At 37.1% G+C, this 22,219-nt stretch carries 24 protein-coding genes and 1 pseudogene; 12 read left to right on the top strand and 13 right to left on the bottom strand.

The genetic code is table 11. From position 1 onward, the window contains the following. Nucleotides 1-92 precede the first annotated feature (92 nt). A complete protein-coding gene (yfbR, locus tag Ana3638_RS07510; RefSeq protein WP_161837472.1) occupies nt 93-677 on the top strand; it encodes a 5'-deoxynucleotidase in 585 nt (194 codons plus the stop codon). A gap of 256 nt (nt 678-933) precedes the next feature. On the opposite strand, the gene Ana3638_RS07515 is transcribed toward yfbR, so the two are convergent. The 4 genes from Ana3638_RS07515 to Ana3638_RS07530 all read right to left on the bottom strand — a co-directional run bounded on the left by Ana3638_RS07515 (nt 934) and on the right by Ana3638_RS07530 (nt 4,269). Continuing rightward, nucleotides 934-1,734 (bottom strand): EFR1 family ferrodoxin, encoded by an 801-nt coding sequence (locus tag Ana3638_RS07515; protein WP_161837473.1) that lies wholly within the window; start codon nt 1,732-1,734, stop codon nt 934-936. A gap of 207 nt (nt 1,735-1,941) precedes the next feature. After that, on the bottom strand, nt 1,942-2,385 hold the full coding sequence (locus Ana3638_RS07520) for an FMN-binding protein (protein WP_246240867.1): 444 nt from the start codon (nt 2,383-2,385) through the stop codon (nt 1,942-1,944). Nucleotides 2,386-2,440: 55 nt separating this feature from the next. Then, nucleotides 2,441-3,403 (bottom strand): FAD:protein FMN transferase, encoded by a 963-nt coding sequence (locus Ana3638_RS07525; RefSeq protein WP_246240870.1) that lies wholly within the window; start codon nt 3,401-3,403, stop codon nt 2,441-2,443. A gap of 284 nt (nt 3,404-3,687) precedes the next feature. Further along, nucleotides 3,688-4,269 carry a TetR/AcrR family transcriptional regulator gene (locus Ana3638_RS07530; RefSeq protein ID WP_161837474.1) on the bottom strand — a complete coding sequence of 194 codons (582 nt, stop codon included), beginning with the start codon at nt 4,267-4,269 and terminating at the stop codon, nt 3,688-3,690. A 713-nt stretch (nt 4,270-4,982) separates the two neighbouring features. On the opposite strand from Ana3638_RS07530, the gene guaA reads away from it, so the two are divergent. Beyond that, the gene (gene guaA / locus Ana3638_RS07535) at nt 4,983-6,518 is read left to right on the top strand and encodes a glutamine-hydrolyzing GMP synthase (RefSeq protein ID WP_161837475.1); all 1,536 of its coding nucleotides are present in this window, start codon (nt 4,983-4,985) and stop codon (nt 6,516-6,518) included. A gap of 212 nt (nt 6,519-6,730) precedes the next feature. Next, entirely contained in the window at nt 6,731-6,826 is a 96-nt protein-coding gene (locus tag Ana3638_RS24970) for a putative holin-like toxin (RefSeq protein WP_235839083.1), read from the top strand. A 133-nt stretch (nt 6,827-6,959) separates the two neighbouring features. Here the strand turns inward: Ana3638_RS24970 and Ana3638_RS07540 are convergent, their stop codons facing one another. From Ana3638_RS07540 to Ana3638_RS07555, 4 genes and pseudogenes are all read right to left on the bottom strand, one after another. Further along, nucleotides 6,960-7,760, bottom strand: coding sequence for a site-specific integrase (locus Ana3638_RS07540; RefSeq protein ID WP_246240872.1), 801 nt, complete (start codon nt 7,758-7,760; stop codon nt 6,960-6,962). Between the two features lie 106 nt (nt 7,761-7,866). Next, nucleotides 7,867-8,399, bottom strand: a pseudogene (locus Ana3638_RS07545) (amidoligase family protein); the annotation flags it as partial. Nucleotides 8,400-8,605: 206 nt separating this feature from the next. Beyond that, entirely contained in the window at nt 8,606-9,379 is a 774-nt protein-coding gene (locus Ana3638_RS07550) for an HAD family hydrolase (RefSeq protein ID WP_161837477.1), read from the bottom strand. Continuing rightward, nucleotides 9,379-10,512 carry a PTS transporter subunit EIIC gene (locus Ana3638_RS07555; RefSeq protein ID WP_161837478.1) on the bottom strand — a complete coding sequence of 378 codons (1,134 nt, stop codon included), beginning with the start codon at nt 10,510-10,512 and terminating at the stop codon, nt 9,379-9,381. The genes Ana3638_RS07550 and Ana3638_RS07555 overlap by 1 nt, the downstream gene beginning before the upstream one ends. A gap of 158 nt (nt 10,513-10,670) precedes the next feature. Between Ana3638_RS07555 and Ana3638_RS07560 the strand changes: the two genes are divergently transcribed. Continuing rightward, nucleotides 10,671-11,600, top strand: a complete 930-nt coding sequence (locus tag Ana3638_RS07560) for a helix-turn-helix domain-containing protein (protein WP_161837479.1) — start codon at nt 10,671-10,673, stop codon at nt 11,598-11,600. A gap of 320 nt (nt 11,601-11,920) precedes the next feature. Here the strand turns inward: Ana3638_RS07560 and Ana3638_RS07565 are convergent, their stop codons facing one another. Next, entirely contained in the window at nt 11,921-12,820 is a 900-nt protein-coding gene (locus Ana3638_RS07565) for a LysR family transcriptional regulator (RefSeq protein WP_161837480.1), read from the bottom strand. Between the two features lie 254 nt (nt 12,821-13,074). On the opposite strand from Ana3638_RS07565, the gene Ana3638_RS07570 reads away from it, so the two are divergent. The 3 genes from Ana3638_RS07570 to Ana3638_RS07580 all read left to right on the top strand — a co-directional run bounded on the left by Ana3638_RS07570 (nt 13,075) and on the right by Ana3638_RS07580 (nt 14,874). Beyond that, a complete protein-coding gene (locus Ana3638_RS07570) occupies nt 13,075-13,662 on the top strand; it encodes a chromate transporter (protein WP_202621583.1) in 588 nt (195 codons plus the stop codon). Next, nucleotides 13,659-14,216, top strand: a complete 558-nt coding sequence (locus Ana3638_RS07575; RefSeq protein ID WP_161837482.1) for a chromate transporter — start codon at nt 13,659-13,661, stop codon at nt 14,214-14,216. Before Ana3638_RS07570 ends, Ana3638_RS07575 begins: the two co-directional genes overlap by 4 nt. A gap of 241 nt (nt 14,217-14,457) precedes the next feature. Further along, nucleotides 14,458-14,874, top strand: a complete 417-nt coding sequence (locus Ana3638_RS07580) for a GNAT family N-acetyltransferase (RefSeq protein ID WP_161837483.1) — start codon at nt 14,458-14,460, stop codon at nt 14,872-14,874. Nucleotides 14,875-15,045: 171 nt separating this feature from the next. Here Ana3638_RS07580 and Ana3638_RS07585 read toward each other — a convergent pair whose 3' ends face one another. Genes Ana3638_RS07585 through Ana3638_RS07595 form a run of 3 tightly spaced genes read right to left on the bottom strand, consistent with a single transcriptional unit; the run spans nt 15,046 to nt 16,431 of the window. Further along, nucleotides 15,046-15,801, bottom strand: coding sequence for a CehA/McbA family metallohydrolase (locus Ana3638_RS07585; RefSeq protein ID WP_161837484.1), 756 nt, complete (start codon nt 15,799-15,801; stop codon nt 15,046-15,048). Continuing rightward, a complete protein-coding gene (locus Ana3638_RS07590) occupies nt 15,789-15,977 on the bottom strand; it encodes a PHP domain-containing protein (RefSeq protein ID WP_161837485.1) in 189 nt (62 codons plus the stop codon). The genes Ana3638_RS07585 and Ana3638_RS07590 overlap by 13 nt, the downstream gene beginning before the upstream one ends. Next, entirely contained in the window at nt 15,970-16,431 is a 462-nt protein-coding gene (locus Ana3638_RS07595; RefSeq protein WP_161837486.1) for a DUF6669 family protein, read from the bottom strand. Before Ana3638_RS07595 ends, Ana3638_RS07590 begins: the two co-directional genes overlap by 8 nt. Before the next feature lie 289 nt (nt 16,432-16,720). On the opposite strand from Ana3638_RS07595, the gene Ana3638_RS24610 reads away from it, so the two are divergent. After that, on the top strand, nt 16,721-17,395 hold the full coding sequence (locus Ana3638_RS24610) for a glycerophosphodiester phosphodiesterase (protein WP_202621584.1): 675 nt from the start codon (nt 16,721-16,723) through the stop codon (nt 17,393-17,395). 297 nt (nt 17,396-17,692) lie between these two features. Further along, entirely contained in the window at nt 17,693-17,929 is a 237-nt protein-coding gene (locus tag Ana3638_RS07605; RefSeq protein WP_161837487.1) for a hypothetical protein, read from the top strand. Nucleotides 17,930-18,133: 204 nt separating this feature from the next. On the opposite strand, the gene Ana3638_RS07610 is transcribed toward Ana3638_RS07605, so the two are convergent. After that, on the bottom strand, nt 18,134-18,913 hold the full coding sequence (locus Ana3638_RS07610; RefSeq protein ID WP_161837488.1) for a DeoR/GlpR family DNA-binding transcription regulator: 780 nt from the start codon (nt 18,911-18,913) through the stop codon (nt 18,134-18,136). 457 nt (nt 18,914-19,370) lie between these two features. Here Ana3638_RS07610 and deoC point away from each other — a divergent pair, with 457 nt between their 5' ends. The 3 genes from deoC (at nt 19,371) to Ana3638_RS07625 (ending at nt 22,152) form a co-directional block, all read left to right on the top strand. Then, a complete protein-coding gene (deoC, locus tag Ana3638_RS07615) occupies nt 19,371-20,036 on the top strand; it encodes a deoxyribose-phosphate aldolase (protein ID WP_161837489.1) in 666 nt (221 codons plus the stop codon). A 12-nt stretch (nt 20,037-20,048) separates the two neighbouring features. After that, nucleotides 20,049-20,753, top strand: a complete 705-nt coding sequence (gene deoD, locus Ana3638_RS07620) for a purine-nucleoside phosphorylase (protein ID WP_161837490.1) — start codon at nt 20,049-20,051, stop codon at nt 20,751-20,753. A gap of 205 nt (nt 20,754-20,958) precedes the next feature. Next, on the top strand, nt 20,959-22,152 hold the full coding sequence (locus tag Ana3638_RS07625; protein ID WP_161837491.1) for a BMP family lipoprotein: 1,194 nt from the start codon (nt 20,959-20,961) through the stop codon (nt 22,150-22,152). The last annotated feature ends 67 nt before the right edge of the window (nt 22,153-22,219 follow it).

The raw sequence follows: 22,219 nt of genomic DNA on the forward strand, positions 1-22,219 counted from the left end.
ATTATTTTTTAAAGGTTGCCATAATACGATTCTTACAATTATCGCACAAAACTTTATAAGCGCAAAAATCAAACGCTGGAAAGGAGAGAAATATGGAAAGTCATTTTTTTGCTATGATGTCCAGAATGAAATACATAGAACGTTGGGCTCTAATGAGAAATTCCCAGTCAGAGAACATATCGGAGCATTCTCTCGAGGTCAGTATGTTAGCACATGCTTTAGCTATAATAAGCAATAAGCGCCTGAGGAATGACCTTAATGCGGAAAAGGCTGCCTTAATCGGCTTATATCACGATTCCACCGAGATTATTACAGGTGATATGCCAACTCCTGTAAAATATTATAACAAAGACATTCAGGGGGCTTTTAAAGAGATTGAAAAGATTGCGGCATTGCGATTATTAAATATGCTGCCTGAGGATATGAAAGAATCCTATGAATCCATATTTTTTCCTGAGGATGGGGAAGAGTATCTATGGAGACTGGTTAAGGCTGCGGATAAGCTATCTGCTTTAATCAAATGCATACAGGAAGAAAATGCAGGAAATACGGAATTTACCAGTGCGAAAAAGAGCCTTACCGATGCAATAAAACGAATGGATTTAAAGGAAGCGGATATTTTTATGGAAGAATTTCTGCCGTCTTATTATAAGACTTTGGATGAATTGAATTTATAAAAATTTGAAGAGAGCCTTTGTAAAACCATAATTTTATATCCCTTGTACCTGCCCTTGTACTTTGAAGATGTGTTATATTTTACAGGTAATAAAAAGTATATGGATTTTACAAAAGCCCTATTGAATGTTAATGTATTTGTATTTACAGTAACATAAGCGGGATACAAGCGGAAAACTTGCAATGTATATTACTTATGGATATACAAATTTTTTTAAGCTATTTTTATTAGATTATTAGATAATTTATTCTATTGCTTTACATAACCTGTAATTGATGTTGAACGAATTCATTCACACTTATATTTGGATTCGTATATCTGCCTTTATTTTCGGTTGCTTTACCATATTGGATTGCTTTAGCGGGACAATAATTGATGCATGCCAGACATTGAGTACATTGCTGCCGCCACTCGGGTTTTTCCTTTACTTTAATATTGCGGCAGTTGCAAACTTTCTCGCAGATACCACAACCGTTACACTGGTCAGTTGCATAAAACTTTGAAGTGTTACTTGCATTTTTGGAGAACAACGGGTTTATGATACCGGTTAATAGCCATGGTAAACGGCCTTTTTCTATCAGAAATTCCTTTCTCTTCTGACGAATGGAACCATTGATATACAGCAAGGTTCTGTCTGCCTCAGAAAGCTTTTCTTTTTCGATTTCTTTTGAATCTACATTACCCATAAGGATATAGTTGCTTGGCATGATAACAGAATAGCCGCTGCTTAAGGAGATGTTCTTTTTCCTCAGGCGAGCAGTAAATATCTTCATGGTATTTCCAATATTGCTGCCGCAGGTAACAACAGCAAAGACGTAGTTTCCATGATAATTATTTAATTTCAGTTTATTGATAAAATCAAGGAGGGGTTTCGGAGGTCCCCATGCATAGATTGGACATACAAACCCGACAAGCTCATTTTCTTTTAATGTATATTCATAATGATTAATACTGCTGTTTACTACAGCAGCTACGGAAATCAATTTCTCATTGTTATGTTCTGCAATATTTTTAGCCACATAAAGGGAATTACCGGTTCCCGAAAAATAAAATATCATAATTCTTCTCCTTATAATGTGATATCAATAGGTAATTGTGAAACTATTTGTTTTTCTGAATATACCATATAATTAATACGAATTTCATACTTCAGCTGCCTTTCAGTCAAGTCTGAAATTGTCTTAATTGCACGGCCCTGAGTGTTTTTTCTTCTCAACATGGTAATAGACACTGTAATGATGTTTCATAATTCCCTAAAAATGATATTATTTACCTGCGTTATCCAGCGCGTCCTCCACTGATTTGAGATATGCTTTGGATGTAATGGTAGCCCCGCTGATTGCATCTACCTGTAACGACTGTGATTGGATCACTCTGCCAAATAATTTATCAGTAAATTCAACGGGCCGGTTTTCTTTATTCAGTAGAAGATCAATATCCGTTACCTTACCGGAGGAAACGGTAACCTGTACTTTATTGGCTCTCCATTTATATTTCCCGCCTGCGTATTCACCGATGTAAGTACCGTCTTTCAGATTTGTAAAATCTACATTATTAATTTTTAAGCTCAGGCCTTCTTTTCGTTCACCTGAGGTAAAGAGTATTCCTGTTCCTGCAGTTATAATAATTACAACGAAAACTACCAAAATTACTAGCCACATAGTTATCTTTCCTTTCTTTTTCTTCCTTTTTTTCTCATTTATGGACATGCTGGTTACCTCCCTGTATTTAAACTATCGTCAGGTAATTGCTAAACTATTTAGTTTACCTTATGATTTGAATGTTAATTTCATCGACCGGATGAAAGCAATTTCCGAGGTTTGACGTAATGTAAACGGTTAATTCGTTATCCACAAGAATTGCTTCAGCTCCCGGAAAGCTCTTTAGTATATTCAGACCTGCATTTTTACCGGTTATAAATATTATGGTGGACAGCGCATCCGCAGTTGTTCCGTTCTCCGTAACAACAGTCACACTAATCAGTTCCGACTCGGAAGGATAGCCGGTGACAGGATTCAGAATATGGTGATACCTTTTACCTTTCCGGTCTATAAAATAACGCTGGTAATCCCCTGATGTAACTACCGCCTTATCTGTAACTGAAACAATGCCAAGAAGAGTGTTTGGCAACCTTGGATGCCGGATGCCGATATTCCATGGGGAGCCGTCTGGTTTTGTTCCTAAAGCAGCTACATTGCCGCCGAGATTCGTTAGTGCGGACGTGATACCGTAATTACGGAATATTTCCAGAAATTTATCGCTGGCAAATCCTTTGCCGATGCCGCCTAAATTGATACATTGGCCGTTTTGTTTAAGTCCGGCAGTTTTAGCCACAGGATCCAGATACAGATCAGAATAGTTTATAAAAGGAAGTACTTCTTTAATCTTTTCTGTCTCCGGAATTTCAGACGTTTTTTTATAATCCCACAGATTTGCCAGGGGTCCAATGGTAGCATCAAATATACCTTTGCTGCAAACCGAAAAAAGAATGGAATGAGATAGTATTTCGTAGGTCTCCGGGCTTATTTTTTCACATTTTACTCCTGCACTTTGATTAATTCTGCTAATATCACTTGTGGGGATAAAGCAGCTTAACAGTTGTTCCAACCGCCAGGCTTCCTGATTGACAGCTTTGATCGCCTTTTCTGCATATTTACCGAATGCTGTATGGAACATATCCGTATCCATTCCCTTACCGGCAGACCGGATGGCTGCTGTTTTAAACAAGTTTTTCTCTCCTTTCTAAATATGGCTTTTTAAATACACTTAAATTTGATTGGAAGCTGAAAATCTTTAATCAAAAAATATCTAACTTTTTATCAAAATCATTGGTAAAAGTTATCTAAATTGTGAATTGAAATCATTGATAAATGATATCCAAATTGTAAACGGAAATTATTGATTTAAAGATATTGATGTATTTTTTATATTTGAATGAATAATATAATATTCGTTCACTAATGCGTCACAAAAAATTATTATTAGATAATAGCCAAATTTGATAAAGAAATCTATTTCCCTGTGTCCATGAGGCCTTTAATTACAAATTCAGTAATGGAATCTAAAACCTCCGGAAAATATTGCAGTCCGATTTCTTCTTTATGTGTATCAATATTTATCAATGCTGCGAATATAGCCATAATCAGTTCAGAAGACAAATCGCTTCTCATTTTACCTTCCCCTTGCCATTTGGTGACCATTTCCAAGGAATTGCCATAAATAAAATTAACGGAATCATTCCCATTTTCCTGACGGTATAAATTTTCTATTTTATTAAATACATCACGGTTATACCATTCTTTTAAGATTGGATTAGATTTCATACCGGCTATATTCATAGATAAAAACCCTTTGATAAAATCCAGAGGGGTGTCCTCCGGATTTACCGATGACATCATACGTTTTTTTAGTTTTACATTTTCATTCATAAAGATTTCCATAAAAAGTTTTTCTTTAGACGGATAGTAGTTATAAAATGTTCCTACGCTTACACCGGCTTTTTTTGTAATGTCAGCCACGTTTGTATCTTTAAAGCCTTTGGAACTGAATAATTCTTTCCCACAATTATAGATATCCGCTTTTTTATCTTCCAATTTAATATCCTCCTTTAAGTAAAAATTGCATAACACTGGTATAGTTACATTTGCAACCGCTTCTTATGAGGCAATTGTAAATACACATTTTATTATAAAAATATACTAATGAATATACTTTTGAATAATACTTTGAAATATTCTTTGAATGGCTTTGATATCCAAATCATTATTATAATAAAAATAATTTTTTACATTGTATTTGTATAGTAATCTATATAGTAATTTATAGTATTTTTCTCAATTATTCAGTTTTATATCACAAGTGAATGAATTTAAAAATATTCACTCACTATTTACAATGTAACATAGATATCAGTTTATGTCAACATTTAAAATGGTGGATTAAGAAAAAGGTAGTATGGATATTATAAATAAGTGAAAAAATTTGGAATTTTTTCAATATATTTAGTCTTGTGTCTCACTCAATATTCAGTTTTCACTCGAAGTGTCTTTCATCTAGTACTATAGCTAATGCATTATTATTAAGTGAATACTTTTTATATTTGACTTAGGAAAACGAGGATATGTTTAGAACCTATAAAAGGAGGAAATGAATCTATGTTATGTATAGAATATAGATATATTGCACAGATTTTGATAGTATAATAATATATTTTGTACTGGTGTTCATGAAAAAAATGTTGTAAAATAAGATATATTTTAGAGAACAAGATACAAAGCGACGATGAATCTGTTAGGAGGAAAAACAAGTGGATAAGGAAATAGTAATTGTGTTAGATTTTGGCGGCCAGTATAACCAGCTGATTGCCAGAAGAGTAAGGGAATGTAATGTATATTGTGAAGTATTGCCTTACAACACAAGTCTTGAGAAAATAAAAGAAATCAATCCCAAGGGTATTATATTTACCGGAGGTCCGGCCAGCGTTTATGCAGAAGACTCGCCTACCTGCGACAAGGAGATATTTGAGTTAGGTATCCCGATTCTGGGTATCTGCTATGGCTGCCAGCTAATGACTTATTTATTAGGAGGCAAGGTGTCCAAAGCACCTGTCAGGGAATATGGCAAAACAGAAGTAACGGTGAATAAGAATTCAAAATTATTCGGGGATGTTACGGAAAAATCTATTTGCTGGATGAGTCATACGGATTTAGTTGAAGTATTACCTGAGGGCTTTACCATATCTGCCCATTCCGATTCCTGTCCGGTAGCCGGATTAGAGAAACCTTCCCAGAGTTTATATGGCGTACAGTTCCACCCGGAAGTTGTCCATACCCAGGAAGGTACCAAGATGCTTTATAATTTCCTTTTTAAAGTATGTAATTGTACCGGTGAATGGAAAATGGATTCCTTTACGGAACAGTCCATCAAAGCTTTAAAAGAAAAGATCGGAGATAAAAAAGTTTTATGTGCTTTATCCGGCGGCGTTGATTCTTCCGTTGCTGCGGTTATGATCAGTAAGGCAGTCGGCAAGCAATTAACCTGTATCTTCGTAGACCATGGTTTACTTCGTAAGAACGAAGGAGACGAAGTTGAAAAGATATTTACGACGCAGTTTGATGTTAATTTCGTCCGTGTCAATGCACAGCAAAGATTTTATGATAAATTAGCAGGTGTATCCGAACCGGAAGCGAAGAGAAAAATTATCGGTGAAGAATTTATCCGTGTATTTGAAGAAGAGGCAAAAAAGATCGGAACTGTGGACTTCCTGGTACAAGGAACCATTTACCCGGACGTCATCGAAAGCGGTCTTGGGAAATCCGCCGTAATCAAAAGCCATCATAACGTAGGCGGTCTGCCGGATTATGTGGATTTTAAAGAAATTATCGAACCCTTAAGGTTATTATTTAAAGACGAGGTAAGAAAAGCAGGTTTAGAACTTGGTATACCTGAAAAGTTAGTCTTCAGACAGCCTTTCCCGGGCCCGGGACTTGCCATCCGTATCATCGGTGAAGTTACCGAAGAAAAGATCAAAATCCTCCAGGAAGCAGATGCCATCTACCGTGAAGAGATTGCAAACGCAGGCCTTGACAGAAGCATCGGCCAATACTTTGCAGCCCTTACCAATATGCGTTCCGTAGGTGTTATGGGTGATGAAAGAACCTACGATTACGCAGTAGCACTAAGAGCCGTAACTACCACGGACTTTATGACCGCGGAAGCAGCAGAACTGCCCTGGGAAGTACTTGGCAAAGTATCCTCAAGAATTGTAAATGAAGTGAAACATATTAATCGAGTACTCTATGATTGTACGGGAAAACCACCGGCAACGATTGAGTTTGAGTGATTGGAAAAAACCTCGGAACCCGCTAAACACTGGGCTTTCGAGGTTTATTTTTGCCTTGTGACATTGCTGTGACATTAATATAATTTTACAGAGGTTTTTTGAAGCATAAGAAAAGCATATTGTGAAATGGGCCGGTACATGTTATAATCTTCCATGAGCACCGTGTACAGGGTGGAAGCCTCCCAACTTGCAGAAGAGGGGAGGTGATGCATATGGATACATACCAGGCCTTAAGTATATTATTTTTAGGCGGGTCATTCCTGATCGCATTACTGACCTACATAGATAGGAATAATAAGCGAAAGTAAAAATGCCTACCCTGTCAGCCAACAGGATAGGCGGTGTCCGTAAGGACGCTTAATCTCTAATTGGGCTTCCACCTTGTGGGCGGTTGCTCTTTTATATTGTTATTATAAATCATGTCTTTGGAAATTTCAAGGCCTACAGATATTTTATTGGCAGTCCCCGACTAGCAAGACAATAGACTATGCCACATATCTCTAAATATCCGGATTGAAAAATTTCAGCTACGGCAAGGTCTGCTTCTATGTTTTGGGACAATATTGCATTAGTCTCAAACTCCTCTTGTGTGACAGTGGTCTTTTCCCTGGTTTCCGGATTCCAACGAATAATTTCTTCACTGCTTATATCAATAAGAGCCGGCTGTTCCGCAATATGGGTTTGGAACTGTGTCATGAATTTGGTAAGTTGGTCTTCTAATGATAGGTTAGCTGTTATACCATTAATCTTTGCTGTATTAAGCTGAGAAGCTAACATCTTCTCCTTGTCAGGGTATAGATGGGCATATGTCTGCCAGGTAGTCTCAACTTTTTCATGCCCCAATCTTTGCGATACCATAAGGATATTAAAACCCATTTCAATGAGAAGGGAAGCGTGAGAATGACGAAGGTCATGAACCCTTATGACCGGCAGGCCGGCAACTTCTGCCTTGCGTTTGATTTCTTTTTCCAGAGCGTGTTTTGTAAAGTAGAAAATTTTTTTATCCGGCTCGCACTCGTATAGTCGGGCCATATATTCCTGAAGTTCATCATAAAGAAAATCTGGTATAGCAATACACCGCTTACTCCTGGGTGTCTTTGGAACCAGAAACATTTCAACCCCATTAACCATTGCATAATTTTTGCAGATATTAATTCTTTTCTCCGGAAGAATATCTTCAGGAGTTAGTGCCAGGAGTTCTCCGGAGCGCATTCCGGTATAAAATAAAACGTCAAAAGCCAATTTCATAGCACTTTTATTTACATATTATAGTCACTTTTTGTTCTGTGGTATATCCGGTCATGGAGCGGAAAACAACTTTTTCTGTGCTCCTGATAGACCATTAACTTACTGCAAAGCAAAACTGAATGTAAGCTTTTATTTTTCCAGCGTGCAATGTGCTGTTGAAGAGTCTAAATTCTACCGTTCCCTTTGAAAAATAGGAGTGTAGATTAACACCATGATATCTGGTGGAATTATAATGCTCATGGCACTACCGCCTATTTCAAGTGCTTCATAAATCAGATCCTGCCGCGCTGTCATGAAATTAATTAAGCGCCGTAATGATTGAGGTGTATGATTTGCACCATCAACATGAATATGTATGCCGCAGCTGCTATTCACCATGGCACCGGCAATTTTCAAGTCTCTGACAATGTTCTGTAATAATTCTATATCAACATATTTTAATGGAGGAGTTACAAACTCTACTTTATGTTCATCATTTGCATATCCGCTTGCAGTCTGTTCATGGATAGAACTGTCACGCATTATCTTCCAATCCCGTCCTAAGGTATCAGTTATGGTCCTGGTATGATAACATCCTCCCTGTGCTGCTGAAGCACTACTGTTGAGCACAGATGCAACAACTTTGGCGGCCATTACAGACTCGGTTTTTTTGTTATTCTATTACTTCTTCTTTTTCTTGTCTGTTTTCTCTTGTTCTTAAAATTCTTCTAACAGTATATCACTAAGCTCTTGTGATGGAACCTTAGCCCAACGACTGGCCTGATCTGATTCTAGATATTTATATCGCCATTCATCCTATTCTTCTTCCCAGAATCGGATTTATATATTACTGTGTAGGCCTATATATTGTACAGCTTCAGCAGATCCTCAGGCGATGAAAAAATATAATCTGCATCAGGCTCTAAAACAGATGAATGGTTCCAGGTCACAAGTCCAGAAGTAAAACCAGCCGCATTTGCACATGTAATATCTGTCGGCATATCACCGATATAGATACATGAATCGGGGGTTGTACCGGACTTTTCTGCATAATAAAGAAGCGGCTCAGAATCCGGTTTATACCGCAGTGTATCGTCTGCACAGACAATCAAATCAAATATTTGTTCCAGGTTGAATTTGCGGAAATAGCTTTCATATTCCGTTTTCTTTCTGGAAGTGACAACGCCAAGATGAAATCCACTTTTTTTCATAAAGTGCAGCATGTCTTTTGTACCGGGGAAAAATTCGGCCTGATCAGAGAATTTGCTGTAATTTTGTATCCATTTATTTTCAAAATCCTGATCTACAGATGCATCAAGCAGTTCAAGGGCATCAAGAGTCGGAATTCCTAATACAATTCGCAGTTTTTCAAGAGAATACTTAAGGCCATATGTTTCAAGTGTATACTGCCAAGTCTTCAAAATTGCATTTTCAGTATCAATCAATGTTCCATCCAAATCAAAAACGATATGATTATATTGCATAAGCGTCTCCTTTGTGGTGAGTTCAATCAGTTGCAGTGCATAATTTAGATATAACTTTCGATAGGTGTCACATTTGCTGTCCTGAGCCAGATATATCATATTTGAGATCATAGTTCGGCTGGCACAGCTGTGTACAATAGGAAGAGACATCAGTTAAGACCTCCTTTTAATAAATTGCCGGTATCGTCAATAGCAGTATCAGAAACTGTCAGAATTGTAAGAAAAAATCCAATCATAAACCCTGAAAGGCATCCGGTCAGATAAAGCATAAAGTGATCACCATAATAGACCGGTAATGTTATAAGACTCGGAAAAACAAAAGCGGGAGTTTCGATTTTGGAAAGTCCGGCCAGTAGCCCACCAACGGCACCGGCTAAACATCCAAAAAGGAAAGGCTTCTTTCTGGGAAGATTTATATTAAATAATACAGGTTCAGTTATTCCAAACAGTGCAGAAAGAATTGCAGGGGCACATAATGATCGAAAAGAAATATTTCTGCTTTTTACCATAACAGCAAGGGCTGCACCGGCCTGAGCAAAAACAGCAGGAGCCATGATCGGAAGAATACTGTCATGCCCCGTAACTCCAATGTTATATATTGCTACAAGAATCAATCCCCACTGAAAGCCGAAGATTACCATCGGCTGAATCAGTGCACCGAGCAGAATACCGGCAGCTGCAGAGGAAAAGGAATAAAGCGATGCATAACCGGCTGCAAGAGCATCTCCGATTATGGCACCGATTGGTCCGAAAACAAAAAGTGTGACCAAACTGACAATACTGAGACAGAGAAGCGGGATAAGAAAACCTCTGACCAGTTCGGGGAGTATCCGTTCTAGAAAATGCTCCATAACAGCCAGAAGAGCACTCGCCATGATAATTGGAATGATGCCGGAGTGATAAGTTACAGCTTTAATCGGAAGATTGAAAAAATGAAGAGTTGTACCGGTTTCAAAAGCCTTTGTTAATGATGGATACAACAGAATTAGGGCAATTACTGTACTGTAAAACGGATTGGCGCGGAATGTTTTTGCTGAAGTAATTGCCAGCAGCACTGGAAGAAAATAAAAAGTGCTGTCGGATATTGCATTCAGTATGAGATAGGTTTCACTGCTGTCAGAAAGAAAGAAGGTCGTTGTTAATATAAGCAGAGTACCTTTCATAATTCCACCTGCACACAGTACATTCATAAGGGGCATAAACATTTCAGAAATGCCGGCTATCAACTTGGAAAGTAATTTCTTTTTCTCATCATGCTTCACTGCATTTAACCATCCTTTCATTTGACCATTTCATTTACTTTCATTAATTTCTTGCAAGTATAATTATAGCGAATGAAATACGTTGCGTCTTTCTGATTTGCGACATATAATATAATTATTGCGACAGACATAGGATTCATAGGATTTATGCTAGATATGGGACAAGGAGATGACGAAGTATGCTATTGACCGCTAAAACAATTCCTTTGAATGATGAAGGAAAAGAAATCATGAAGTGTGGAACACCAGGTTTTCCCTGCAATGCTTACATCGGTGATATTCATAATTATATCAGAGGTGAAGTATCGCTGCATTGGCATAGTGAGCTTGAAATGTTTGTGCTGGATGAGGGAATGGTGCAGATCATATTTGCAGATCATTCATATATTCTGCGACCGGGTGAGGGGTATTTCGTGAATTCAGATGTCCTGCATGGAATAATCTGTAATACTGATCTGCCCTGCCGATACCGCTCTGTTGTATTTGACCGGTCTGTTATATCAGGACGTACCGGAAGCGTGTTTGATGAAAAATATGTCAGCCCCTTTGTAAAGGGAGACGCATCATCCTGGGCACTTACTCTGAGAGATGCAGGCAGCGCGGCAGTGATTTCTCTTTTCAATACAGCGTTCTATGCCTGCGAATTGGAGCCGGAAGGCTATGAATTTACAGTAAGGGATGCAATGTCGAAGATTATCATGTTATTGAACGGAAACAAGGAAAAGCAGGCAGTCAGGATTGAGACGATACAGGAACAGCGCCTGAAGCAGATGCTGAACTGGATTAATGAAAATTACATGAATAAAGTAACAGTTGAACATATTGCGGGTGCAGCCGGAATATGTGCACGTGAATGTCAGAGGACATTTGCAACAGTTATCCAAGACACTCCGATAAGATATCTGATGCGAAGGAGAATTGCTATTGCAGCTGATATGTTGAAGTCATCAAACGCTGCCAATAGTGAGATCTGTGCACAGTGTGGTTTTGAAAGTCAGAGCTATTTTTCTAAACAGTTTCGGCTTATTATGGGAGTTACTCCTAAACAGTATCAGAGAAATGTATGCACTAATTGGAAGACAGTAACTGGGAGCATACATGATAAATAATTAGGAATATTCATACATTATTGTCAAGAAACCAGAGTACTAATTTTCTGCTTGCAGATTGAATTGTTTTGTTGGTTTGTGTATAATAAGGTCTTGTTCTCAGCCGGTTGGCTTTTATTTTAGGCTTAAAGGCGGCAACCAGCAGGGGGATGGAGACAATAAATCAAACCATATATACCCGGTTTGGGAGATATATGACACTGTCAGATTTTTTAACAGTGTGGTATTGAGTGTATGGAATAGGAGAAACTAAAGTGAAGTAGAAACAACTATTTAGGGAATATATTCTGGATAGGATAGCCTGCCGAGTATAGAGGAGTTTATTCTATCGGTAAAGCATTCGCCGGGTGCACACTTTTGCATAAAGATATGAAACTTATCATGGTATTGGTTAAATATTTGTTTTTGTGCCATACAAGATAGTGCTGCCTGGTCAGGTCTACATCTGTTATCTCCCGGGTACTTATAACACCGTTAACAATATCCTGATAAATCAACTGTTCCGGCAGAAAGGATATTCCAAGACCTAAACTTACTGCTTTTACAATTGCCTGTGTACTGGCACTTTCCCATATTGGGTTAAGGGTAATACCGCGCAAGGAAAAAATATTGTCTAAAAATGCCCGGCCGTTGCTGTCTTTTTCCCGTAACAGAAATGGGTAGGTAAGCAGATCAATCAACTCAATTTTTTCTTTCGACATTAATTTGTGTCCAGGCGGAAGTATAAGTACCAGGCGGTCTCTATCGAACGCTTCTGTATGTAGTTCCTCTTCCCAAACACCTCCTTCAATTAAAGCGATATCCAGCTGATTATCAAGTAATGCCTTTTGCAGATTGGTACCGTTTGCTATGGTTGCCTGTATTTTAATATTAGTGTGTTCTTTTTGGAATTGGCTTACTAACTCAGGAAGCAGGAAATTCCCTAAGGTTATGCTTGCACCAATGCGCAGCACACCAAAGGTATCCCAGTTTCGAAGTCCTGTTTCCAGCATGTCAAAAGCATCCACGATATGTAAAGACTGTGCATAGAGCTGCTTCCCAATTTCTGTTACAAAAAGCCGCTTATTAATCCGTTCAAACAGACAAACACCATAATAGTTTTCAATCTCATGGATGGCTCTCGTTACCGCCGGTTGAGTCATATGCAGTAATTCCCCAGCACGCGTAATGTTTTGTGTACGATAAACCTGTATAAATATTTTCATATGACGAACTGTCATTATAATCATTCCTCCTTTAATATATCAATTATGGTATGAATTTAATAAAATAATAGCATTTTACATATTTATTGGCAAGATATAGGATTAATGTAAAGGAAGAGTATGTTGAAAAACCAAAAATCTGTTATTTCAACTACGATTTAACGGGGCTATTGCAAAATTTAATATTTATATTTACTTGGGTGAAAATGATTCTGGGTTCGAGAACGATATATTTATTATTTTGCAACAGCCTCAGGAAAGAGGCTAATATGGACAACGGAATGAAAGCCTGTAACAGGGCGAAAATGCTATTTAAACTATTCTTAAGTACCCTTTATATCAGTGCATTCACCTTTGGGGGTGGCTTTGTAATTATTACCTTTATGAAACGTAAATTTGTCGATGAACTGCATTGGTTAGAGGAAGAGGAAATGCTTGATTTAGCTGCTCTGGCGCAGTCGTCCCCAGGGGCAATTGCAGTCAATGCCGCTATTCTTGTAGGTTGGCGTCTTGCCGGTCCCGTAGGTATGGCAATAGCGGTTCTGGGTACTATTCTGCCGCCCATGATCATTTTATCGGTCATCTCATTTTTTTATGCCGCATTTGCATGTAATCAGTATGTTGCACTTGTTCTAAAAGGTATGCAGGCAGGCGTAGCAGCGGTAATTCTGGATGTAGTATGCGGTTTGGGCAGGAATGTTCTGAAAGAAAAATCTTTCATGAATATAGCAATTTTGGTATTGGCTTTTGTCGCAACCTTTTTTCTAAATTTAAATGTCATTTATATAATCCTTGCAGCCGCGGTGATTGGAATTTTTAAAGAGCTGCATAGGCATAGGAAGGAGTGCAGACAATGATTTATATACAGCTTTTTCTCAGCTTCATACAAATCGGAGCATTCAGTATCGGCGGCGGATATGCTGCTATGCCGCTGATTCAAAACCAAGTGGTTGAGAGACATGCTTGGCTTACCATGAGCGAATATACTGATCTGATAACCATAGCGGAAATGACGCCGGGCCCCATTGCCGTTAATTCGGCCACTTTTGTAGGAATACGAATTGCCGGAGTTGGAGGTGCCATTATTGCAACCTTTGGCAGTATTTTGCCATCCTGTATCATTGTTTCGCTGCTGGCTTATGTGTATTACAAATATAAGGGTGTTGCTGCTTTGCAGAGTGTCTTATCCAGCTTGAGGCCGGCGGTTGTTGCTTTGATTGCTGCAGCGGGCCTCTCTATTCTGCATTTAGTACTTTTTGGTGGGAGTACCATACAATTTGCGAATGTCAATTGGTTTGGGGCAGGAATATTCCTTATTGCATTTTTGATATTGCGAAAATGGAAATGGAACCCCATTTTGGTCATGAGTCTATGCGGTGTTGTGGGTTTAGGTTTGAATCTATTGTTGTAATGGGGAATAGATTGATTGTGAGATTTTATTCCGTTTAAATAAGATATTATATAAAATGTTTTATGAATAATTATTTTCTCAATGTGTTTTATGAAAAATATTTAAGGTAGTCTGTTATTCCTAAGTCTATTATACTAATAACAGGAAAATACGATTAATTATCTAACAATACAATACTGTTTAGGCTGTAAAACTTAATTAGTAATAAACGAAAACATATTAACGTTAAAAGGGGAATACCATGCTGGCAATAAAAAATATGCAAATCGAAACAGAACGGCTTATCATCCGGCCATACAGGGAAGAAGATTTAATGGAGTGTTTCCAGCTGATGCAAAACAAAGAACTTTTCCGATATTTGGATATGGACGTTATGCCATTAGATGAATATAAGAACTTGTTTTATTGGCTAATTGACTCATATAACACAGGTTACAACGAAGATTTTAAATATTCCTTTAACATCACTTTAAAAGAAAATGGCACCCATATCGGCTGGTGTGGTGTTGGCGGAATTAATTATGATCATAATCAAAAAGAAATCTATTATTTAATCGGCAGACAACATTGGGGAAATGGATATGCAAAAGAGGCGGTGCGGGCTTTGCTTGATTATTGCTCGGTGAAACCTATACGGGTGGACAGACCATTTCAGTAGAGGCACCTATTGAGCAGATACCCCTGTTTATAAAAGGAGGAAGTAAAGTTAAAATCCGTTGATTCATCACGTACGGCAGGGTTACCCGAATCGGGTAGCCCTAAACACTAAATCAGCCGCGGTTTAAAGCCCGGTATGACATGGATTTATTGCCGTTTTTTTTATCGTTCCTTATAGAAAGACCGGTGCCCCGATTGCTATCAGATTCTGCCATTCTATTTTATCTTTATATAGTTCTATAACAATAACAGAATCAGTTGATGAGATAAGTTCATTCATGTCTGTTCTCAAGTTTTTATCAATCGATACTACGGTTTCCTCAGAGGCTGTTTTGACTTTAAGGTACAGGGGGTCTTTACAGTCAATCTCATTTAAAAATCCATCTTCTTTAGAAAGCAGTTCTATAAACAACGAATTATTTGTTAAATTAGTTTTTATGATCGGTCCTTTTGTTACACAGGTTTTACAATTTGTAATGGCATTCGTAAATTGTTCTGCAAGAGTATTATTTTTAAAAGTATCCGGAATTTCAATATATGTAGTAAAAAAATCACTCCTGTCACAGGGACGATGGAAATCCATACCGCTGACCGGTGCAATCCGAAACCCGTTAAAGAGGAGATTTTCCCACCAGAGTATCCCCTTGTAATTGTCCGGAATCATTGGGTGAGCATTATTAATAATCTCAATAAAATCTAACAAATGATGATTGTGAATCTCCATGCTAAATTGCATTCCGTTTGAAATAGGTGCTCCGATGCTGAACGGATGGGCAATACCAACCAAACCTCCTGCGGTATGAACCCGTTCCAATAAAATATCTGCATTATTTTTATCGATATCGTCCCAGGGGATATACGTGGATACATTCTGGCATAATATATGGCCATAATAGGAAGTAAGTTCGTATCCGGTTATATACTCCATAGGAAACCCGAGGAATCAACTGCTTTTTTTAGCTTTCTATGGCCGGATATGGTATTGTGATCTGTTAAGGAGAAATGATTAATTTTGTTGGTATGGAAATATTGTACCAATTCATCCACGGTCATTTTTCCATCCGATTCAACCGTATGGTTATGTAATTCAACTCGCTTATACATTCTGTTCTTCTCCTTTTATTTGCAGTATATAGGAAGTACGGTTTTCTAAAACGCTAAAAGCGTTAATTACGATCTTTAACAGACCTTTCATGTTTTTGCAGGGAAGACAGCCATCGGAACTTAGCTTTTCCGACAGAATCATTTCTTTTTTCGTTCCGGGCATGTGGATATTTCCAACAAAACTTCCGTTTATAAATGCTGCAAGCTGAATTTCTGTTTTCATTGAACCGATCACATCCTGTAGTTGATTATCGTCTGGTTTAAAACCATAGTGCTTTTCATAAGCCTCCTCAATTCTATGCTTGTAATAACTATCTGCGGTTTCAATTTTTTCATTATCATAAGTTAAACAGATATATAATTTATCATAGGAGGATTCCAGGTTAAAATTGTAGGTGATGTTTCCAACGAATCCCCTATCCAGAGTTCCGGTTAAAGTCTGTATCTCTTTCATATTTTCCTTTCCGGGAATTATAGTATCAGGCAATTGGGAAGCACCATCATTGTATCAATATACCATGCAATTAATACAATTTCAGAGCTGAATTTTGCCCATAGGGCAACTGAAGCTATGAGATCCCTAAAGTTATTTTAGATGTCAGAAATATGGTATCGTTTCTAAAGGGAGTTGTCAACAAATGATTATAAGTTTATAATAATATTATATAAATTTACCAATAAATTGATATATTTATATGTCATCAATTTATACACCATCAAATGAAAAAAAAGGAGTAAATAAAATGACTTTAATAACGGCTCATTCCGGTTGCGATCGGACAAATGATAATTCCATAGAATTCATTAAATATGCACTGAACAGTAAAGCAGACTGTTTGGAAGTGGACGTGCAGAAAAATGGGAAAGGTATTCTGGTCCTGTCTCATGATGAAGCAGATAACGAAGCCCCTCTTTTAGAGACAGCTTTTTATATGTTAAAGGAATATCCGGATAAAAAGATAAATTGTGATTTAAAGCAGAAAGAATTAGAAATTGAAATCTACAAGTTAGCAGAAAAAATCGGTGTTAATAATCAGTTGATTTATTCGGGAAATGTGGATTTGATGTTGATAGAAAAAGGAAATAATAAATTGCCCCAAGTTGATGTATTTTTAAATATAGAAATATTATTTCCTGAGTTAGATGAGGTTTGTGGATCAGACAATAAAGATTTTTTATATCATGGATTAATCAAAGCAGCACTTGAAACCTCCAGATATGAGATTAAGTGCATCAATATTGATTATCATTTGTGTACGGAATCATTACTTACATATTTAAAAGAGAATAGAATTTTATGCTCTGCCTGGACAGTGAATGAGAAAAGGGTTCTTAAGCAATTTTTAGAAAACGATATTTATAATATAACAACCAGAAATGTTTCCGATGCACTGGCTATCAGAGCAGAGTTGAGCTAATCTGCTATCATTTGATATTATATAAATTAATCATGTTATATTGACTTCTAAATAACATGATATTATACTGTAATTATACGGAAATACATAAAACTGCATAAGGGATCTTGTGAAAAGATAAAGTCTGGATTAAGGCACTTTTCATCTGAAGAATTATAACAGAAATACGGATATATTATTGTAGGACATTACCAAAATTTGCACTAAATTTATATCTATTTTATACAAAGAAGAAATTGTTATAATCAGGAAAATATTATATGATACTATTATAATTTAGATGGGAGTGTGATATCTATGAAAAGCAAAACAATTATCTTTAAAACTGCTAATGATCTTTATGCCTTTAATAAAGAGGCATCCAAATGTAAAACTGATGTAAGAATCAGAACTGCCAGCGGAACATTTGATTTTGATGCTAAGACATTACTTGGATTGTTCTTTGCACTTAATTTACCGTCTATTGATGTTTTTTATGACGAGCAGGAAAAAGAGTTCGATGAATATTTGACCAGCTTAGAATCAGCAGAATAATTAAATAATAACGATATATATTAATGTGAGTAGTAATGACTATCTTTTGTTAAGGATAATCAAAACTACTCTTTTTTATCTCATAGAAAGTTCATCCTATGAGATAAAAACCCTCCGGGGATGCGCATTTCGCGGAAAGGAATTTATTGCTTTGCAATCAATCCGCTCGGGCGCGAAAGTGTCAGCCTGCTGACACTTTGTTCGTTATACCATATATAATTGTATCTTTAAATTCTCAATTTCTTTTTTCCACTCCTCGGGAATGGAAGAATCCGTAATAATTACGTCAAAATCTTCCAGATTTGCAAAATAAGCCGGTTTTACCTGGTCAAATTTCGTGGAATCCAGTATTAGAATTTTCTCTAAAGAAGATTGCATAATCGCTTTTTTGGGTGGTATCTCATAATGATATACGCAGGTAACGCCTAAGTTGTGGTGGATTCCTGCCGCAGAGATAAAGGCCTTGGTAAACCGCATACTTTGGATTAATTCTATTCCTTCCGCGCTTTCCACCATCTGGGTTTTAGGGTGGTATCTTCCGCCGGAAAATATAAGTGAAAGATTCTCCTTTAATCTTAATGAATTTAAAATGTTAGCATTATAACATAAAATAGTTGCTTCCAGAGTATCGTCTATATTTTCTGCAAGCATCTCCGTGGTAGATCCGGTATCAATAACGACAATATCACCCGGCTTAATCATGGAAGCAGCAAAGGCACCGATTTTGCTTTTCTCAAGATCCTGCGTATTTTTCGCATTGGAAAGTTCATAGGAGGAATCGGGTTGTTCCTGTTTATAAGCAGGATTATAGATAGCGGCACCATAAACGTTATTAACGATATTATTTTGTTCTAATACGATTAAATCCCGCCTTATAGTCATTTCGGAAACCCCTAACAAAGATGCAAGTTCCTTAACGGAAGCTCCGTTTTTAGACTTAATGATATCAATTAATCGATTCATACGATCAGCCTTTTTGCCCATAATTCTCTCCTGACTCCATGGTTTTCAATACGTTAATTAACGAAAGAGTTTCGACTATATGTTAGCATTATAACATTTTTGTGTTATTGATTCAATAATTATCTAACAATTTTAGAAATGTAACAAAATATCCAGAATAGTGATATAATGTGACAAATCAAACAGGAAAAATGTTAAAAGTAAAACAAAATATTATTGACCGAAATCATGAAAAGTGTTAGTATATAAGTAGAAAAAATACATTTTTAAAGTTGAAAGTAATAAGGTTTAAGGTTTAAGGTTTAAGATTTAAGGTTTACAGTTTACCAGTTTAATTAAAAAATATTTTGAGAATGAAATATATAACTTACATAACACATACTATAATATAATTCTGGCATCAGCCTAATAAACATATCTTTTGTTACTATAAACATTACTTTATTAGGAGAGTTTAAACACAAGAAAGGATGAAAAAATGAAAGAATCAGAAATGTTACATTATGTTGATCACACACAGTTAAAAGCTATAGCTACCTGGGAAGATATTCAAAATCTATGTGAGGAAGCATTGGAGTATAAAACTGCTTCCGTTTGTATACCGCCCTGCTATATAAAAAGGATCCATGATAAATATGGTGATAAGCTGAATATTTGCACGGTAATCGGATTTCCTTTGGGATACAGTACCACCATTGCAAAGGCTGCTGAATGTGAACAGGCATTAGAGGATGGCGCTAAGGAAATCGATATGGTTATCAATATTACGGATGTTAAGAATGGGGACTATAAGAAGGTAGAAGACGAAATCGCATTCTTAAAAAAAATTGTGGGAGATAAAATTCTAAAGGTAATTATAGAAACCTGTTATCTTACCCGTGAAGAGAAAATTGCCATGTGCCACGCCGTCACCAATGCGGGTGCTGATTTTATAAAAACCTCTACAGGTTTTGGTACAGGCGGTGCAACTTTAGAGGATGTCAGATTATTTAAAGAAAACATTGGCCCCAATGTGAGGATAAAAGCAGCCGGCGGTGTGAAAAGTGTAGCAGATTTGGAAACCTTTATTAACGAAGGATGTTCAAGAATCGGCACCAGTTCCGCTATTAACCTGATAAAGGGAAAATTAGCGAAAGAGTATTAGGAGGAAAAAAATATGAGTATACCAACGCCACATATAGCAGCAAAGACAGGAGAGTTTGCCAGAACGGTCTTAATGCCGGGAGATCCGTTAAGAGCTAAATTTGTTGCGGAGAATTTTTTGGAAGATGCCGTATTAGTAAATTCGGTTCGTGGAATTAACGGCTATACCGGTAAATATAAAGGCAAGACGGTTTCTGTTATGGCAAGCGGTATGGGGATGCCCTCCATCGGAATTTATTCCTATGAACTATTCAATTTTTATGATGTTGATAATATTATCCGTATTGGTACTGCAGGTTCCCTAAATCAGGATTTAAAAGTAAGGGATGTAGCTTTTGCCATGGGTGCCTGTACGAATTCCAATTATGTTAGCCAGTTTGAATTACCGGGAACCTATGCACCAATAGCGTCCTATGATTTATTAAAAAAAGCCGTAGACGTAACGGAAGAAATGGGAATCCATTATAAAGTCGGTAATTTCCTGTCCTCCGATACTTTTTATGATGATTCTAAAGGGACTATGAAGTGGAGTAAAATGGGCATCCTATGTGTTGAGATGGAAGCGGCAGCTCTTTATATGAATGCTGCAAGGGCTGGTAAAAATGCACTTGCTATTTGCACTATTTCCGATTCTTTAGTAACGGGTGAAGAAACCACAGCTGAGGAGAGACAAAACAGCTTTCAAAATATGATGAAAATAGCATTGGAGATTGCTTGACATTCAAACAGAAATAGGTAATTGCGAAACGGTATGGAGCTTAATGGGTTGTTTTGCAATAATCTGGGTAAAACAGGTTTGATAGTATAAGAATCATAAAAGAGGAGAGTGATAAACCAATTTTCGGGATAAAATAATGAAGGAATGACCAGGTAACACAGGAGTAAAGAAAAGGTATAAAAAATAATTATTGGGAGGAACCAACATGAAGTTAACAAAAAAATTATTAAGTGTAGTATTGGCAGCAGTATTACTATCCTTAGGAGCGTGCGGAACAAAAGGAAATAATACGGGAGATGCCGGAAACACTGCTACGAATGAAGCAGGTGCCACGGCAGAAGATACGACAGCAAATACAACAGCAAATACAACAGATACTGCTGCGAATAACGGAGATGATTCCGGCAAATATGAAGTTGCTTTAATTACAGACATCGGTACCATAGATGATAAGTCCTTTAATCAGGGTGCATGGGAAGGTGTGGAAGCTTATGCAAAATCAAATAATTTAACTTATAAATATTATAAACCAACAGAAAAGTCCGACGATGCTTATCTTGCATCCATGGATTTAGCGGTAAAAGCCGGTGCAAAGATTATCGTATGTCCAGGTTATTTATTTGAAGTTCCGGTTTTCACAGCTCAAACGAAATATCCGGATGTGAAATTTATTATCTTAGACGGTGCACCTCATAGCGGTGATTACAACTATGATATCAAAGATAATACTTACTCCATCTTCTATGCGGAAGAAGAAGCAGGTTTTCTTGCCGGTTATGCAATTGTAAAAGAAGGTTATAAAAAACTGGGATTTATGGGCGGTATGGCAGTACCTGCCGTTATCCGTTATGGATATGGCTTTATTCAGGGAGCAGATTATGCAGCTAAAGAATTAGGTTTGGCAAAGGATGATGTACAGATTCAATATACCTATGTCGGTAATTTTGATGCTACACCGGATAATCAGGCGAAAGCGGCAGCTTGGTATAATGAAGGAACCGAAGTTATATTTGCCTGCGGCGGTGCAGTTGGTAACTCTGTTATGAAAGCTGCTGAAACAGCAGGTAAAAAGGTTATCGGTGTTGACGTTGACCAGTCATCCGAATCCGATACCGTAATCACCTCCTCTATGAAGAATTTGAGCAAATCCGTATCCGATGCCCTTGCAAGTTTTTATAGCAATAAATTCCCTGGCGGAACCACTGCTACTTTAAATGCAAGCAGCGAAGGTGTTCAGCTTCCTATGAAATCTTCTAAGTTTGAGAAATTTACACAGGCAGATTATGATGCAATTTATGATAAAATCGTTAAGAAAGAAATAACAATTGGCAATGATACCGTAGCAAAAGATGCAAGTGGCGTTCCGGTTGAAAATGTAGCTGTTAACGTAGTTCAATAAGGAAAAAGGATAAGAATAAAATAAGGCTGTTGCAAAACTATATTATGTTTTTATACTATTTTGCAGC

Origin of the sequence: Anaerocolumna sedimenticola (assembly GCF_009931695.1) — a bacterium.
Taxonomy (GTDB): Bacteria; Bacillota; Clostridia; order Lachnospirales; family Lachnospiraceae; genus Anaerocolumna; species Anaerocolumna sedimenticola.